This is a genomic window from Bradyrhizobium barranii subsp. barranii, from assembly GCF_017565645.3.
In the GTDB taxonomy this organism is placed as follows: domain Bacteria; phylum Pseudomonadota; class Alphaproteobacteria; order Rhizobiales; family Xanthobacteraceae; genus Bradyrhizobium; species Bradyrhizobium barranii.
Map to the genome: position 1 here is coordinate 7,045,747 of NZ_CP086136.1, position 14,875 is coordinate 7,060,621.

The following is a 14,875-nucleotide window of genomic DNA, read 5'->3' on the forward strand; positions in this document are numbered from 1 at the left end:
CGGCCCGGTTTCGTGACTGCGCTACTCAGGGAGCGCCTAGAACTGCACGCCGCGCGTGAGGGCACCGTCGACCACGAGGTTGGTCCCCGTGATGAAACTCGCTGCCTTGCTGGCGAGGAACACCGCACCATTCGCCATTTCCTGCGGCGTGCCCATGCGGCCGGTCGGATTCAGCGCCAGCGCGGTCTTGTACAGCTCGGGATTGCCGTCCTTGATCTGACTCCAGACACCGCCCTCGAAATAGGTGTTGCCCGGCGACACCGAATTGGCGCGGATGCCTTTGCTGGCAAGCTGGAAGGCGAGACCTTGCGTATAGTGGATGATCGCGGCCTTGAACGTGCCGTAGGGGCCGCTCGCGAAGTCAACCTCCCGCCCTGAAACGCTGGAGATGGTCACGATCGCCGCGGCCTTGCTCTTCTCGAGATACGGCATCGCCGCATTGACCAGCCGCACGGTGCCCATCATGTCGGTGGAGAATTCCTTCTCCCAGCTCTCCTCGTCCTGTCCGATCGACAGCGCACTGACATTGGCGACCACGACGTCGATGCCGCCAAGCTTCGAGGCCATGTCCTCGACCCAGGCCTTGAGCGCCGGGCCGTTGGAGACATCGACCGAACTACCGAAGGCAGCGACGCCCTTCGCCTTGATCGCGGCGACTGCGCTATCGACGTCGGCCTGGTTGCGCGCGCAGATGCCGACATCCGCGCCCTCCGCCGCGAATGTATCGGCGATCGCCCTGCCGATGCCCTTGGTGCTGCCGGTGACGAGAACCTTCGCTCCCTTGAGTCCCAGATCCATGTCCATTCCCTCCCTATTGACGACTTGAAAACATGCCATGCGGCCGTTCAGAGCAGGAGCTGCTCGCGGACATTGTCCTCGTTAACCTCGCCACCCGCCAGCGACTGCGCGATCTTGCCCTTCTCCATGATGTAACAGCGCTCGGCGATTGCCAGGATCGTGTCGAGGTTCTGCTCGACGAAGATGATGGTGGTCCCGAGCTCGTTCCGGAACGATCTCAGTGCCTCGCAGATGTGCTGGACGATCGAGGGCTGGATACCCTCGGACGGCTCGTCCAGGATCATCAAGGACGGATTGCCGATCAGCGCGCGGCCTATGGCGAGCTGTTGCTGCTCGCCGCCCGACATCGTGCCTGCGGCCTGCCGCCGGCGTTCCTTCAGTCGCGGAAAATACTCATAGACGAGTTCAGGCAGTTTCTTGCCGCCGGGACCGCCGATCAACTCGCCGACCTGCAGGTTTTCCTCGACGGTCATCTGCGGAAAGACATCGCGTCCCTGCGGGATGTAGCCGAAGCCCGCCCTCGCCCGCGCGTCGGCTTCGAGCTTTGTGACGTCCTGCTCCATGAAGCTGATCGTGCCACGCCAGGTTTGCAGCAAACCGATCAGGCACCGCATCAGAGTCGACTTGCCGACACCGTTACGGCCGATCACGCCGACAATCTCGCCGCGGGAGACCGACATGGTGACGCCCTGCAGAATCGGCGTCGCACCGTATCCCGCCCATAATTCCGATACGTCCAGAATCCGGTCAGTGGGCTTGGGTTCAGTGAGCATGGGTCTTACCGAGATAAATTTCCGCGACTTTCGCGTCCTGCAAAATGCTTTCGAGATCGCCGCGTGCGAAAATCTTGCCGAGATGCAGCACCGTGACGCGCTGGGCGACCTGGCGCACGAAGGCCATGTCATGCTCGACGACAAGAACCGTCATGCCCTCTGCATTGAACGACTTGATCAGCTCGCCGGTCTTGAAGGTTTCCTCCGGCGACATGCCGGCAGTCGGCTCGTCCAGCAGCAGGAGCTGCGGCTTCAGCGCCAGCGCCATCCCGATCTCGAGCCATTGCTGCTGGCCATGCGACAGCGCACCCGCGAGCTTATCGCTGTCCGGCCCCAGGTTGAGCAGGGTCAGCAGGCGATCCTCCTCGGCGATGCGTTCCGCGCCGGACAGTCGTGCCTGGAGCGCAGTCTGGATGTTTTGCCGAACCGGCAGCTCCTTGAACACGCTCGGAGCCTGCATCTTGATGCTCATGCCTCGCTGTACGCGTGCGTAGGGACGCTCCTTGGTGATGTCGACGGTATCGAACACGATGCTGCCCTGGCTCGGCGGGTAGAGACCCACGATCAGCTTGAACAATGTGCTCTTGCCGGCGCCATTGGGTCCGATCAGGCAGTGGACCTCGCCGGCGTTGACCGTGAGGTCGACGTCGGCGACTGCGGTCAATCCGCCAAAACGCTTGGATACGCCTTTGACTTCGACCAGCGCCATGATCAGGTCTCTTCCGACTGCAAGCGACCAGCCTCCGCCATGACGCGGCTATCATCGCGCCGCCGACGCCCGCTCCACCAGTCGCCAGCAAGCTTGCCGATGCCGAGCACAAAACCCTGCGGCGCCAGCATCACCGTGGCGAGCAGCAGCGCCCCCATCAGCACGAGTGCTGCCTGCTGGCTGTAGACCGTGATGGTCTGAAAGCCGAACAGCAGCAGGAACGATCCGACCAGAGTTGCGGTCAGATCGCTCCGTCCGGAGAAAGCCACCCATACGATGGGCATCGCCGCCGCAGGCAGGCCGATGCTGGACGGCGTGATGAATTGGCCCCAGGACGTATACAGCGCACCACTCAGCCCTGCGAGGCCGCTGCCGATCACGAAGGTCAGGAGCTGGTATTTCCGGACGTCATAACCCAGCATCTCGGCGCGCTGCGGGTTCTCGCGCGTCGCCACGATGACGTTGCCGATGCCCGAATTCACGAGCATGCGCAGCGCGAGATAGACGATCACGATCAGCGCGATCATGACGTAGTAGAGCGCCGATCCCTCGATATAGAAGTCGCCGACGGCGAGCGGGTCCATGCCCTTCATGCCGTTGAAGCCATTCAGCCGCGCCGGGCCGATGTGCCATTCCGGCCCCGCCGTCTGGCCGAGGAAGAAGGCAAGCACCAGCGTCGCAGACAGCGTCACGATCCCGAAGAAGATGCCGTTGATGCCACCCCAGATCATGAAATAGCCGAGGATGCCGGCCGCCACCATCGCAAGGACAACGGACAGCGCAAGCGCGGCGATCGTTGCGGTGCCGCCGCCCATGTTAATCGCGAGCACGCCATAACCGTAACCGGCGATGCCGAAGAACAAGGTCTGGCCGAACGACAGCATCCCGCCATAGCCCCACATCAGGCAGAGGCCGAGCGCCATGAATATCCAAATCAGGAAATAGGCGAAATTCCCCACATCATAGGAGTCGGCGAACAGCGGATATGTCAGTGCGCCCGCGAGCACTGCAAGGAAGCAGGACCAGAAGATCTTGCCACGTCCGAGCGTCTGCGGACCTTCCAGCAGCTTGAACATCACAAATTCCCTTTAGCGCCCACGACGAACCAGAACGCTGGAGAGCCCCTCGGGCAACACCCGAATGATCAAAATAACGGCGACCAGCATGCCAATCTGTCCGATGATCTGGCCGTAGCTCGCGTTCAGCGCCATCCGGATCATCGCCAGGAACACAGCGGCCGGCGCTGTTCCGAGCAGCACGTTTGCCCCTCCAATGACGACCGTAACGAAGCTTTCGACCACGAAGGTCGCCCCCATGGTCGGGATCAGCGTCATCGTTGGCGCGTAGAGCGCCCCGCAAAGTCCGGCAAGGCCGGTGCCGATCCCGAAGCTGATCGAATAGATTCGGCCCGTTCGCGCGCCCAGCGCCTTCGCCATCGCCGCATTCTGCATCGTCGCCCGGGCGATCACACCAAAGCGCGTCTTCATGAAAACGATGTAGAGACCGCCCAGCACGGCCACCGCGCAACCGAACAGAACCAGACGATAGGTCGAAAACGTATAGCCGCCGATTGCGAAGCTTCCCTCGGGCGTTCCGATGCCCCGCACGGCTGAACCGACAATCAGGAGCATCGATTGCGTCACGATGAGGCTGAGCCCCCAAGTGGCGAGCAGAGAATCCAGCGGCCGCTTGTAGAAGCGCCGCACGATCAGGAACTCGACGGCGACACCGATGAGCCCCGCCGTCAGCGCGGCCAGGATCTGGGCAATCGCGAGCGGAACGCCCAGATTCACCAGGCCGACGGTGACATAGGCGCCGCACATGATGAACTCGCCATGCGCCATGTTGATGACGCCCATCATGCCGAACACGATGGCGAGACCTGCGGCCGAGAGAATGAGGAACGCGAACACGTCGGCGAACTGATAGAATACCGAGAATACTTCAGCCGACATCTTGGTCCCTTTGTCGATCCCGGCGCCGCATCGTTGCGGCGCCGGCCTTTTCCAAGAACGCAACTCTCAATACGAGCAAAATCCGTGCCCGTCGGGCGTCACGATTTCTTCGGGAGATGGCTCGGCGTGTATTGGTCCTTGTCGTTCTTCTTGGTGAGATCGCAACCGATTTCGCCAAGCCAGTACGGCTGGATCGTCCCATAGTCCTTCTCGACCTTCACCTCATGCTTCGGCCCGACCGAGATCAGGCGCATGCGGTGCGAGGTGTGCTGGCTCTTCGGATCGATGCACACCTTGCCTTCGGGAGCGTCGATGCATGCATCGCCGGTCGCGATGACCTTGCGCATGTCGTCGAGCTTGATCGACTTCGCCTTCTCGACCAGCGCCTTGTACATGTAGAGCGCATTATAGGCATTGTAGCCCATGTCGTTGATGTAGAGCTCGTCAGGGAATTTCGCGTGCCAGCGCTTCTTGAACTCGGTAGCCTCCGGCGTGTCGATCTCCTCGAACCAATTCGCAGTCGCATGCATGTTGTTAAGCGCCGGCGGCTTGAACCGCTTGTGCTCGAAGCCGAGCATGACCTTGATCGACGATCCCATCGGCAGATTGAGGTTGGCCGCAGCCGCCTGCTCGAAGAACGAATCCTGGGCAGCGCCGACATTGATCGTAAGCAGCCAATCCGGCTTCGCTTTCTGAATGTTCTGGATCGTCTGCGCGAACTGCGACACGCCGAGGGGAATGAACTCCTCACCGACGACCTCGCCGCCGAGATCCTTCATGATCTTGCGGTTCCACTCCGCCGAAATCTGACCGAAATTGTAATCGGCTGCGATGACATAGACCTTCTTGCCGAACTTCTCGACCATCCACGGGATCAGCGTCGAGAATTGCTGCTCGGGCACCGCGCCCATGCTGATCATGCTGGCGTCGCAGACGCCGCCTTCATACTGATTGGTGTAGAAGTACGGTGTCGAGGTGCGATCGACGATGGGACGCAGCGCCTCGCGCGAAGCCGAGGTGATGCCGCCGATCAGCACGTCGACCTTGTCGCGGTTGAGCAGTCGACGGCCGAACTCCTGATAGCGCGCGTTGTCGCCCTGCGGATCGAGGTGAATCAACTCGATCTGCCGACCAAGGATACCGCCGCTCTTGTTGATCTCCTCGACGGCCAGCTGAGAGCCGTGCAGCTTCGGCATGCCCATGAAGGCGAGATCGCCCGACACGTCCTCGAGCAGACCCACCTTCAACGGTGGTTCCGCGGCCCGAGCAACGGTCATTGCCGCTGCGGTACCGAGCATGGCGCCGAGCAAAACCATCCCTAACTTGCGTCCCGAACTCATCGTGATATCCCCTGTTTCTGAAAGCGACTGGATGTCATGGCTTGAGGTAATTCTTCAGGATCGATGCTCCCATCGTGTATTTAGGGTCGACCATGTTGCCGAGGCGCATCCGCCCGGCTTGGCTGAGCAGCATGTAGGCGTCGATCTCGTCGAAGCCGTAGTCGGCCGCCATCCAGCGCACGAGCTCGCGATAGGCGATACGCGCCGCGTCCTCGAGCGGACGCGCGCTGCCGATCGTCATGATGAAGTCCTTGGTCTCGAGCCGCGGCCAGGCAAAGCTCCAGTTCTTGATCAGGTCGACCTGCAGCGTGACGGTCGCGCGCTGCTCGAGCGCTACGCCGGAGAGCTCACCGTCGCCTTGCGTCGCATGGCAGTCGCCGACGTAGAGCATCCCGCCGTCGGTATGCACCGGGAAGTAGATGATCGCGCCGGGGGCGACGTCGGGCAGATCCATGTTGCCGCCGTGGTAATCCGGCTGCAGCGAGGAGATCGCCTCGATCTCCGGCGAGACGCCGATGGTACCGATGAACGGCTCGTAGGGCAGCGTAATCTTGTCGTTCCAGCGCACGCCGTTCCTGTCGACATGCAGCTTCTTCACGCGCTCCGGCAATGGCGGATTGAGCAGTGCCGTCGAGCTTGTCCCGACGAGTCCGCCGAACTCAGGAATAATGCAGGTCGTGCCGGCCGGCTGCTCGCCGCGGGTCTCGACGTCGCGGATGTAGATCGCGAGGCAATCGCCCTTCTTGGCGCCCTTAACCGCGATCGGCCCGCATTGCGGGTTCAGATAGGGAAAGTTCAGTTTGGCGGTGGGGCTGTCGCTCTCGCTGGTGAGCACACCGCCGAACGCATCCTCCGTCTCGACAACCACCACTCCGCCGGGGTCGATCGACAGGGTCGGCTTTGCATAGGGACCGTAGACGTAGTGGAAGCCGCCCTGCTCTTCGATCGTCAGGCTATGCGTCGCCCCGGTCGCGCCTTTGGCGACCGCACGCTTCGCCATGATGGAATTCTTCAACCAGTCTTCTGCGGGCATATGATTGGCTCCTCAACTCAGATCCCGGGATGACGCTTGTGCCAGTCGGTAACTCGCTGGAACGCATCGCCCGCGCGAACGAGGCCGGCCTCATCGAAATGACGACCGACGAACTGGAAGCCAACCGGACCGCCATTCGCGGCGAAGCCGCCGGGTAGCGTCACGGTCGGGCTTCCCGTCATGTCGAACGGGCATGTGAAGCGAAGCAAGCCTGCGATCAGCGAGGCGTCCTCGCCGAGCGACGCCATCTTGCTGAGCGTGGGCGCGGCGAATGCCTGGGCCGGCACTGCGAGGAAATCGACCGATTCGAACAGAAGGCGGACGGCGCCACGAAACGCTTCGCGCCGGAGCACGATCTTCTGATAGTCCATGCCGGACTGCTGCCGACCGAGATCGAGCAGGCCAGCGAGTGCCGGGCCGTACTCGTCCTTGCGCGCGGGATACGTGTCCTCGTGCGCGACGGCGACCTCGATGCCGCAGAGCGGGAACCAGTCGTCGATGACCGCCTTGGGATCGGGGAACGTGATCTCCTTGATCTTCGCGCCGAGATCGGCCGCTACACGCAGACCCTCGGTCAACACCTTGGCCGCATCGCCATCGGTGCCTTCGCTGGTCCAGCGCCGGTCGACACCGATCGTCACCCCGCGAAGGTCGCCGGACAAACCGGCGAGATAGTCAGGCACGGGCAGCGGAACCGACGTCGTGTCCTTGGGGTCCTGACCCGCGATCACGCCGAGGATGGCGCCGCAATCGACCGCGCTCCTTGCCATCGGGCCGATATGATCCAGCGTCGCCGCAAGCTCGAATGCGCCGTAGCGGCTGACGCGTCCCCAGGTCGGCTTGAGCCCGGTGACGCCGTTAGCCGCGGACGGAAAGCGGATTGATCCGCCCGTATCGGTGCCGAGCGAGCCGAAGCAGAGGCCCGCCGCAGTGGCGACGCCGGAGCCGCTCGAGGATGCGCCGGGCCAGAGATCCGCGTTCCACGGGTTCTTCGGCGGATCGATCTTCGGGTGATGATCGGCGTAGGCGCCTTCGGTTTGCTGCAGCTTGCCGAGGATGATGGCGCCGGCATCCTTCAACCGCGCAACTACCGTTGCATCCTCGGAGGGACGGAAATCTCGATGAATGGTCATGCCATGGGCCGCCGGCGCGCCCTTGGCCCAGCAGAGATCCTTGACCGCCACTGGCACACCATGCAGCGGCCCCTTGATCTTGCCGGAAGCGATCTCCTTCTCGGCCGTGGCAGCGTCCGCGAGCGCCGAGTCAGCTATCACATAAGCGAAACTCTTGAGCTTGCCGTCGAGCTTCTCGATCCGCCAGAGCATCGCTTTGGTCGCTTCGACCGGCGACAGCTCCTTCGCCTGGATCTTCCGCCCGACGTCGACGAGTCCGAGATAGTGGAGATCTGTTGCCGCCATCGTTCTTCATCCTCACGCTCGATGTGACGCGCGGTCGTCCCCGCGCATGCGTCACCCTTCTGGCGACGCGGACGCATCGCCAGCTTCCTTGGCGGCAAACGAAAAAAGCCACCCGTCCCTCCCGAATGAGGCGACGAATGGCTCAAATGCCGCGGCTATGATCTATCGCTTAGGGGCCGCAATCGAACGAAGCACTTAGTGCAAGGAGCTGGACGTCATCGGCCAGATCGGCGCACGCGAGGTTCGACAGGTAGCCCTGTAGGAGAAAAGTCTAAGTAACTGCCCATCGCATTGTCAACGATGCTCTCTGCCTAAATTTCGATAGTGCTGCGCAGCAAAACGGCAAGCCACTTGCACTGTCATCGCCGATGATGATTTCATCTTCGCGTTGCACTACCGAAAGTCGTCAATGACAAAACCGTCTGTTCCCGTTGGCATCATCTGCTCGCAGTCCGGGCCATATCAGGCTATGGGCCGCGAGATCCTCAAGAGCGCGATGATGGCGGTCGACGAGATCAACAACCAGACGGAGTTCGGCTTCTCGATTGCCGCTCATATCCGCGATCCTCGCGGCATCATCTCCGAATACCATACGGTCTGCGACGATCTCATCCGCAATGTCGGCGTCGAGCACATCATCGGCTGCTACACGTCGGCGTCGCGCAAACAAGTTCTGCCGATCGTGGAGCGCACCGATCGCCTGCTCTGGTATCCTGCGCGCTACGAGGGCTTCGAGTGCTCCGACAACGTCATTTATGTCGGCGCCTCGCCCAATCACAACGTCCTGCCGCTCGTCCGGTACGTGCTCGACAATCTGTCACGGGAGATCTTCTGCGTCGGCTCCAATTACGTTTGGACATGGGAGACCAATCGCGTCACCCGGGAGTTGGTCAGCGCGGCAGACGGCCACATCCTGGCCGAACGGCTGCTCGAACTCGGCGAAAGCGCCGTTGGGCACATCGTCGACGAGATCGTCCGCCGCAAGCCGCCGATCGTCTTCAACACGTTGGTCGGAAGCTCGAGCTACGACTTCATTCGCGCCTTCCACGCCGGCACCAAGGCCGCCGGGCTCGAGATTCCGATGCTGAGCTGCAGCCTGTGCGAACCGGAACTGTCGATCGTCGGACCGGCGTCGGCCGGCTGCATCACGTCATCGGCCTATTTCGAGAGCATTCGCCTGCCGGAGAACCGCGCATTCGTTGCACGCTGGAAGGCGCGCTATGGCGACGACAGCAGCCCCTCGGTCGACGGGCAGTCCGCCTATGTCGCCGTCTATCTGCTGGCGCGCGCGTTGCAGCGCGCTGGCACATCGAACATCGCCGAGGTGCGGCGCGCCGCGGCCGGCCATCGCTACAATTCGCCGCAAGGACCGGTCTGGATCGACGGCGGCAACAATCATTGCGTCCTTACACCGCGGCTTGCCGTTTCCAATCCGCGAGGACAGTTTGATATCTTCTGGGAAGCCGACGCGCCTGTTAAGCCTGATCCTTACCTGACGCAGCTCGACGTTGCCGTCAGCCCTTCGAGGGAGACCTCGGCGGGCGACGCATTGCCGAATGCGCCGCATTTGCGGGTTGTAAAATGAGCAGACCGTCTTCATTTTCGCTGCGCGGGCGTAGGGCAATCGTCGCCATCAAGGACGAACGCGACGCAACCATCGTGCGACGCCAGTTCGAGCGTCTTGGGGTCGACAGCATCGCGTGGGAGCCGACAGAGGCGATCGACTTCGCGCCGGATCTGGCGTTGATCGATGACGAGTTCCTGCCTTTGACGCAACCGGCACGACGCGCGTTCCTGGGACGCTGCCCGGTCATCGCCCTGCTCGGCACCGAAACGCCAAGCCGGCTGAAGCTAGTGTTCGAGCTCGATCCGGCCTCGTTCCTGGTCAAGCCGTTGCGCTCGGCCGGCATCTACGCGGCGCTCGTCATGGCAATCGAGCGAAGCGAACGCACCAGCGAATTGAAGCAGCAGGTGCTCAAGCTCGAGCAGCGTCTTCGGTCGCGTCGCGTCGTGCTCGCCGCCGTTCTCCAGGTGATGCACTCGCACGCGCTCGCAGAACCAGCCGCCTTTGCGCTGATCCGCAAAGCCGCCATGGAACAACGCAAGACGATCGAAGAGCTTTCGGCGGAGATTACCGCCAAGGGCATGCTCCCGCGCGCAACCGGCTAGCTCACTTCCATACGTGTGTATTCCTCACCGCACTTCGCCTGACCTACCGGCAATGGTGGGGCGTAGGCTGATCTACGCCGAATGGCTCAAGTTTCGCGAGGACATCGTGACCGGGTTCAGAGTTGCGGAGGCGAGCTTTGAGTCCAGTCTCTACAGTCTGTACAAGACCTGAGCGGAGTCTATTCACGAGCTTGCCGGTCGAAATAGTGCCCTGCCCCGAACGGGGCGGCGTCAGGGAGAGCCTGTTTCGGCCAATGGCAGACCGATGATCCGCGGCGCGCCGACCTCGCGGGGCAATGGCGCGCCGAGCACAAGTGAGAGCCGATACGAGGCGTCGGTGAGCCGGGACGCCAGCGCCTGGAGGTCGGCCTGACGGATGCGTTCGATTGGGCCGCTCACGGTCATGGCGCCCACCAGCGCTCCGTCGTGGCCAAAAACGGCGGTGGAGAGGGAGGCCGTCACAGCGTCGTAGATTCCGGAACTGACGAAGACCTGCACGCCGCCATCCGTGCGGTCTGCCCAGCGCGCCGTCCGCAGCACTTGTCCCGTCGAGGTCAAATCGAGTGGCGCGAGATTTGCGGGCCGCGCGACGTCGCGCACGAGCTGCGGCGAATCCACCCGAAACAGACAAAGCCGGCTATCGCGTTCACGCACGTGGAACGCACTGCTCTCCAACGTCTCCTGGCTTAGCCGCTGAAGGACCGGCAGCACATGCTGTTCGAGATTGAAATTGGCCCGATAGGTGGTGCCGAGCTGGAATGTCTTCGCGCCGAGTGCGTAGCGGCCGTCGCTGAGGCGGACGACGTAGCCGGCTTCATCCAGCGACACCAGCGAGCGCATCACGGTCGGTTTCGCCAAGCCCGTGATCTTGGCGATGTCGGCCAGGCTGCGCGACCCGGCTCCAGCGAAGGTATCCAGGATCGCCAACGCCCGTTGCACGGCGGCGACCCCTTGCGTCTTGGGCATCGAAAATCCCTGTCCTGCCGATTTTCGGTCTGACCTCGGCTAGTCACCGTTACACTATGCGTAACGTCGTTCCATTTTCAATGGGGTTGATATGGCCGTAGGGTTCAGGATCCTTTCCCGCAAGCGCGTTGTCGCAGGCGAATGGGTCGAACGGGCTCGCGCCCTTCCGGTCGCCAACATCAGCGATGTGATGTCGCGCATGGCCGCGGGCGGCGCCACGCTCCGGCCGATGCATGCGGCTGGCGGCATGGCCGGTCCCGCTTTGACCGTGAAGACGCGCCCCGGCGACAATCTGATGGTCCACAAAGCGCTCGACATCGCGGTTGCCGGCGACGTCATAGTGGTCGATGCGGGCGGCGACCTCAGCAACGCAATCTTCGGCGAGATGATGCTCGCGCAGGCCGCCCGGCGCGGCGTCGCCGGCATCGTTATCCATGGCGCGATCCGCGATGCCGCTGCGATCCGGGCAAACCCCCTTCCCGTTTTCGCGGCGGGTGTCACCCATCGCGGTCCGTACAAGGACGGTCCGGGCGAGATCAACGGACCGATCGCGATCGGCGGCATGGTCATCCAGTCCGGCGATTTGGTGCTGGGCGACGACGACGGCGTGCTAGCCGTCGCCATCGACGATTGCCGAGCGGTGATCGAGGCAGCCGAAGCCAAGCAGTCTGCCGAGACCAAGCAAATGGCGGCGATCGAAGCCGGTACGCTCGATCGTAGCTGGGTCGACGCCTCGCTCCGACGTCTCGGCTGCGAGATGCCAGAGGTCTAGCGATGGCCGGGCGTACGATCTCCGAGAAGATCCTCGCTCGCAAATCCGGGCACGATGCGCACGCCGGGGACCTCGTGGTCTGCGAGGTCGATTGCGCGCTCGGCACCGACGGTTCGGTCCCGATGGCGCTCGACTATTTCAAGGCGATGGGCGGAGAGAACGTGCGCGATGCCGCCCGATTGGTCTTTGCGCTCGACCATTACGTGCCGCCGACAAGCCCGCAGACGATCGAGCTGCACCGCGTGATGCGGGACTTCGCCAGGCGGTTCAGCGTCACGCTGCATGAAGCTGGCGAAGGAATCGGTCACCAGCTCATCGTGGAGACGGGCCGCGCTCTGCCGGGTGGTCTGGTCGTCGGAGCCGACAGCCATGCCGTGACATACGGGGCACTGAATTGCTTTGCGACCGGGATAGGCTCGTCCGATCTCGCCGCGGTCATGCTGTGTGGCCGGATCTGGCTGCGCGTGCCGGATTCGATCCGCGTCGTCCTGACCGGACAACTGCCGAGCGGCGTCTATGCGAAGGATATCGCACTGGCCCTCGCGGGCATGCTCGGCGCTGACGGTGCCGCCTATCAGGCACTCGAATTCGCAGGACCGGGTGTCGCCACCCTCGCGCTGGAGGACCGCCTCGTCCTGAGCAATCTTGCGGTCGAGATGGGCGCGAAGACCGGCATCTTCCCGGCCGATGCTGAAACCGTCGCCTATCTGCAGGGCCGCACCGGCCAGGCTTTCGAACCGGTCGCAGCGGATCCGGATGCGCACTACAGCCGGACCGTGGAGATCGCGCTCGACGCCCTCACGCCGCGGATCGCGTTGCCGCATCTGGTGGATCAGGTCGTGGCGCTCGAGGATGCGGCCGGCACGCCGGTACAGATGGTCTATCTCGGCACCTGCACCGGCGGCAGGTTACGCGACTTCCATCAAGCCCTCGCGGTGCTCGAGGCGGGTGGAGGCGTCGCGCCCGGCGTGCAGCTCGTGGTCACGCCGGCATCGCGCGAGGTCCGCGACGCCATGGCGGCCGATGGCACGCTCGACGCCCTGGTCGGCTTCGGCGCCACCGTGGTCGAGCCGGCCTGCGGCTCCTGCTGCGGGACCTGTGGGGTGATCCCCGGCGACGGGGTTTCGGTGATCTCGACCGCCAACCGGAACTTCAAGGGCCGCATGGGCAACGCCAAGGCATCGATCTACCTCGCCTCCCCGGCAGCTTGCGCAGCCGCCGCGACCCGCGGTGTCGTGACCGATCCTCGCGAGGTGTCACGATGACAGCCCTGCGAGGACGCGCGCGACTTGTCGGCGACGACGTCAACACCGACTCGATCATCAGCTCGACCCGCAAGCGGGAGAGCCTCGACCCCGCCGTTCTCAGGCAATTCCTGTTCGAGCATGTCGATCCGACCTTTGCAGCTTCTGTGCAAACCGGAGACATCCTGGTGGCGGGCAAGAATTTCGGTTGCGGCTCGGCCATGGAAGTCGCTGTCACGACCGTGCTCGGCGCCGGCATTCCGGCGGTGCTGGCCCGAAGCTTCTCGCGCACCTACTACCGCAACGCGATCAACAACGGCCTGCTGCCGCTCGTCTGCGATACCGGCGGGATTCGCGAGGGCGACATCCTGATCTCCGACGGCACCGGCGCGATCCGCAACGAACGCAGCGGCGAGACGCTCAGCCCGGAGCCGCTGCCGCCGATCATGCTGGCGATCCTGCGCGCGGGCGGCCTCGTTCCCTACATGCGTCAGAACGGTGACTTCAAGCTATGACGATCACAGAGACTCCGAGCGCCATTGCCTCGACGGGATACCGTCTTCGGCTTCCCGGTCCAACCGAAGTGCCCGAGCGGGTGCGGCAGGCGATGGCTCGGGTGATGGTCAACCATCGCGGACCCGAATGCCGGACTGCAATCGGCGAGGCGGAGGAGATGATCCGCCCGATTCTGGGCACGACGAACCGCATCCTGTTCTTTGCGAGCTCCGGAACCGGCGTTATGGAGGCTGCGCTCGTCAACGTGGCCGGACCGGGCCATCGGATCCTCGTAGTCGAGCATGGTCAGTTCGGTGAGCGTTTCACCACGATCGCCAAGGCCATGAACATCACCGTCGACACGGTCGCGATCGAATGGGGCCAGGCGATCGATGTCGCCGCGGTGGAAGCCCGATTGCGCGAGCACGCCTATCGCGCCGTCGTCGTCGTGCACAATGAGAGCTCGACCGGGATCGTGGCCGATCTCGCGGCGCTCGGCGCACTGGTGCGCGACCGGCCAACACTGCTCATCGCAGACTCCGTCAGCGGCCTCGGCGGCATCGCGATGCGGCAGGACGAATGGGGCGTCGACATCGTCGTCTCGGCCTCGCAAAAGGCCTTGATGTGCCCGCCCGGCCTCGCACTTGCCAGCGTCAGCGCCAAGGCGTGGCGCGTGATCGGGCAGGACGAGCAGCGATCGGCCTTCTATTGGGATTTCCGTCGCGCGCTGAAATCTGCGGAGCAGAACGAGACCGCGTTCACGGCACCGGTGAGCCTCATCTATGGCCTGCGTGAGGCCTTGACGATGATGCACGAGGAAGGCTTCGCCAATGTGCTCGCGCGCCACAAGAAGCTCTCCGCCGCGCTGCGCGCCGGCGGCGCGGCGATCGGACTCGCAGATTTTTGCCGCGATGAGCCACGCTCGAACACGGTCGTGGTTTTCAAGGTCCCCGACGGGCTCGAAGGCGGAGCCATCGTGCGGCAGCTCTACCAGGATCACCGCACGGTGATCGCAGGCGCCCGCAACCGTCTCTCCGGCCGTGTCATCCGGTTTGGCACGATGGGTGCTTTGAGCGCGGGGACCATTCTGACCGACCTTCTGCATCTCGAGGACGCACTCACGAAGTTCGGCCTGCCGATCGAACCCGGCGCCGGGCTCAAGGCGGCCACCGAGTACCTCGCCGCAACCGCATGAGCAATCGC

The 14,875-nt window shown here is 63.4% G+C and carries 15 protein-coding genes; 6 read left to right on the forward strand and 9 right to left on the reverse strand.

The window, feature by feature from the left end; translation table 11 throughout:
* Positions 1–36: 36 nt before the first annotated feature.
* From J4G43_RS34530 to J4G43_RS34565, 8 genes are all read right to left on the reverse strand, one after another.
* Positions 37–798 carry an SDR family NAD(P)-dependent oxidoreductase gene (locus J4G43_RS34530; protein ID WP_208087654.1) on the reverse strand — a complete coding sequence of 254 codons (762 nt, stop codon included), beginning with the start codon at positions 796–798 and terminating at the stop codon, positions 37–39.
* A gap of 47 nt (positions 799–845) precedes the next feature.
* A complete protein-coding gene (locus tag J4G43_RS34535) occupies positions 846–1,571 on the reverse strand; it encodes an ABC transporter ATP-binding protein (RefSeq protein ID WP_135214633.1) in 726 nt (241 codons plus the stop codon).
* Entirely contained in the window at positions 1,561–2,280 is a 720-nt protein-coding gene (locus tag J4G43_RS34540) for an ABC transporter ATP-binding protein (RefSeq protein ID WP_208087655.1), read from the reverse strand. Before J4G43_RS34540 ends, J4G43_RS34535 begins: the two co-directional genes overlap by 11 nt.
* Before the next feature lie 2 nt (positions 2,281–2,282).
* Complete coding sequence (locus J4G43_RS34545) at positions 2,283–3,356, reverse strand: branched-chain amino acid ABC transporter permease (RefSeq protein WP_208087656.1); 1,074 nt, start codon at positions 3,354–3,356, stop codon at positions 2,283–2,285.
* A 12-nt stretch (positions 3,357–3,368) separates the two neighbouring features.
* Positions 3,369–4,235, reverse strand: a complete 867-nt coding sequence (locus J4G43_RS34550) for an ABC transporter permease subunit (RefSeq protein ID WP_028151201.1) — start codon at positions 4,233–4,235, stop codon at positions 3,369–3,371.
* A 98-nt stretch (positions 4,236–4,333) separates the two neighbouring features.
* The gene (locus J4G43_RS34555; RefSeq protein ID WP_084795064.1) at positions 4,334–5,551 is read right to left on the reverse strand and encodes an urea ABC transporter substrate-binding protein; all 1,218 of its coding nucleotides are present in this window, start codon (positions 5,549–5,551) and stop codon (positions 4,334–4,336) included.
* Between the two features lie 58 nt (positions 5,552–5,609).
* Positions 5,610–6,608: an acetamidase/formamidase family protein gene (locus J4G43_RS34560; protein WP_208087657.1), complete on the reverse strand. Its 999-nt coding sequence runs from the start codon at positions 6,606–6,608 to the stop codon at positions 5,610–5,612.
* A gap of 17 nt (positions 6,609–6,625) precedes the next feature.
* Positions 6,626–8,026 carry an amidase gene (locus J4G43_RS34565; RefSeq protein ID WP_208087658.1) on the reverse strand — a complete coding sequence of 467 codons (1,401 nt, stop codon included), beginning with the start codon at positions 8,024–8,026 and terminating at the stop codon, positions 6,626–6,628.
* 409 nt (positions 8,027–8,435) lie between these two features.
* Here J4G43_RS34565 and J4G43_RS34570 point away from each other — a divergent pair, with 409 nt between their 5' ends.
* Together J4G43_RS34570 and J4G43_RS34575 are read left to right on the forward strand one after the other, a co-directional pair.
* Complete coding sequence (locus J4G43_RS34570) at positions 8,436–9,611, forward strand: transporter substrate-binding domain-containing protein (RefSeq protein ID WP_208087659.1); 1,176 nt, start codon at positions 8,436–8,438, stop codon at positions 9,609–9,611.
* On the forward strand, positions 9,608–10,195 hold the full coding sequence (locus J4G43_RS34575; RefSeq protein ID WP_208087660.1) for an ANTAR domain-containing response regulator: 588 nt from the start codon (positions 9,608–9,610) through the stop codon (positions 10,193–10,195). The genes J4G43_RS34570 and J4G43_RS34575 overlap by 4 nt, the downstream gene beginning before the upstream one ends.
* A gap of 231 nt (positions 10,196–10,426) precedes the next feature.
* Here J4G43_RS34575 and J4G43_RS34580 read toward each other — a convergent pair whose 3' ends face one another.
* Entirely contained in the window at positions 10,427–11,122 is a 696-nt protein-coding gene (locus tag J4G43_RS34580) for an IclR family transcriptional regulator (protein WP_249814671.1), read from the reverse strand.
* A gap of 130 nt (positions 11,123–11,252) precedes the next feature.
* On the opposite strand from J4G43_RS34580, the gene J4G43_RS34585 reads away from it, so the two are divergent.
* From J4G43_RS34585 to J4G43_RS34600, 4 genes are read left to right on the forward strand one after another with little or no spacing between them, the layout of a single operon-like run.
* Positions 11,253–11,933, forward strand: a complete 681-nt coding sequence (locus J4G43_RS34585; RefSeq protein WP_208087662.1) for an RraA family protein — start codon at positions 11,253–11,255, stop codon at positions 11,931–11,933.
* 2 nt (positions 11,934–11,935) lie between these two features.
* Positions 11,936–13,198 carry a 3-isopropylmalate dehydratase large subunit gene (locus tag J4G43_RS34590; protein ID WP_208087663.1) on the forward strand — a complete coding sequence of 421 codons (1,263 nt, stop codon included), beginning with the start codon at positions 11,936–11,938 and terminating at the stop codon, positions 13,196–13,198.
* Positions 13,195–13,692 carry a LeuD/DmdB family oxidoreductase small subunit gene (locus tag J4G43_RS34595; protein WP_208087664.1) on the forward strand — a complete coding sequence of 166 codons (498 nt, stop codon included), beginning with the start codon at positions 13,195–13,197 and terminating at the stop codon, positions 13,690–13,692. Before J4G43_RS34590 ends, J4G43_RS34595 begins: the two co-directional genes overlap by 4 nt.
* Positions 13,689–14,867 (forward strand): pyridoxal-phosphate-dependent aminotransferase family protein, encoded by a 1,179-nt coding sequence (locus J4G43_RS34600; protein WP_208087665.1) that lies wholly within the window; start codon positions 13,689–13,691, stop codon positions 14,865–14,867. Before J4G43_RS34595 ends, J4G43_RS34600 begins: the two co-directional genes overlap by 4 nt.
* Positions 14,868–14,875 lie beyond the last annotated feature (8 nt).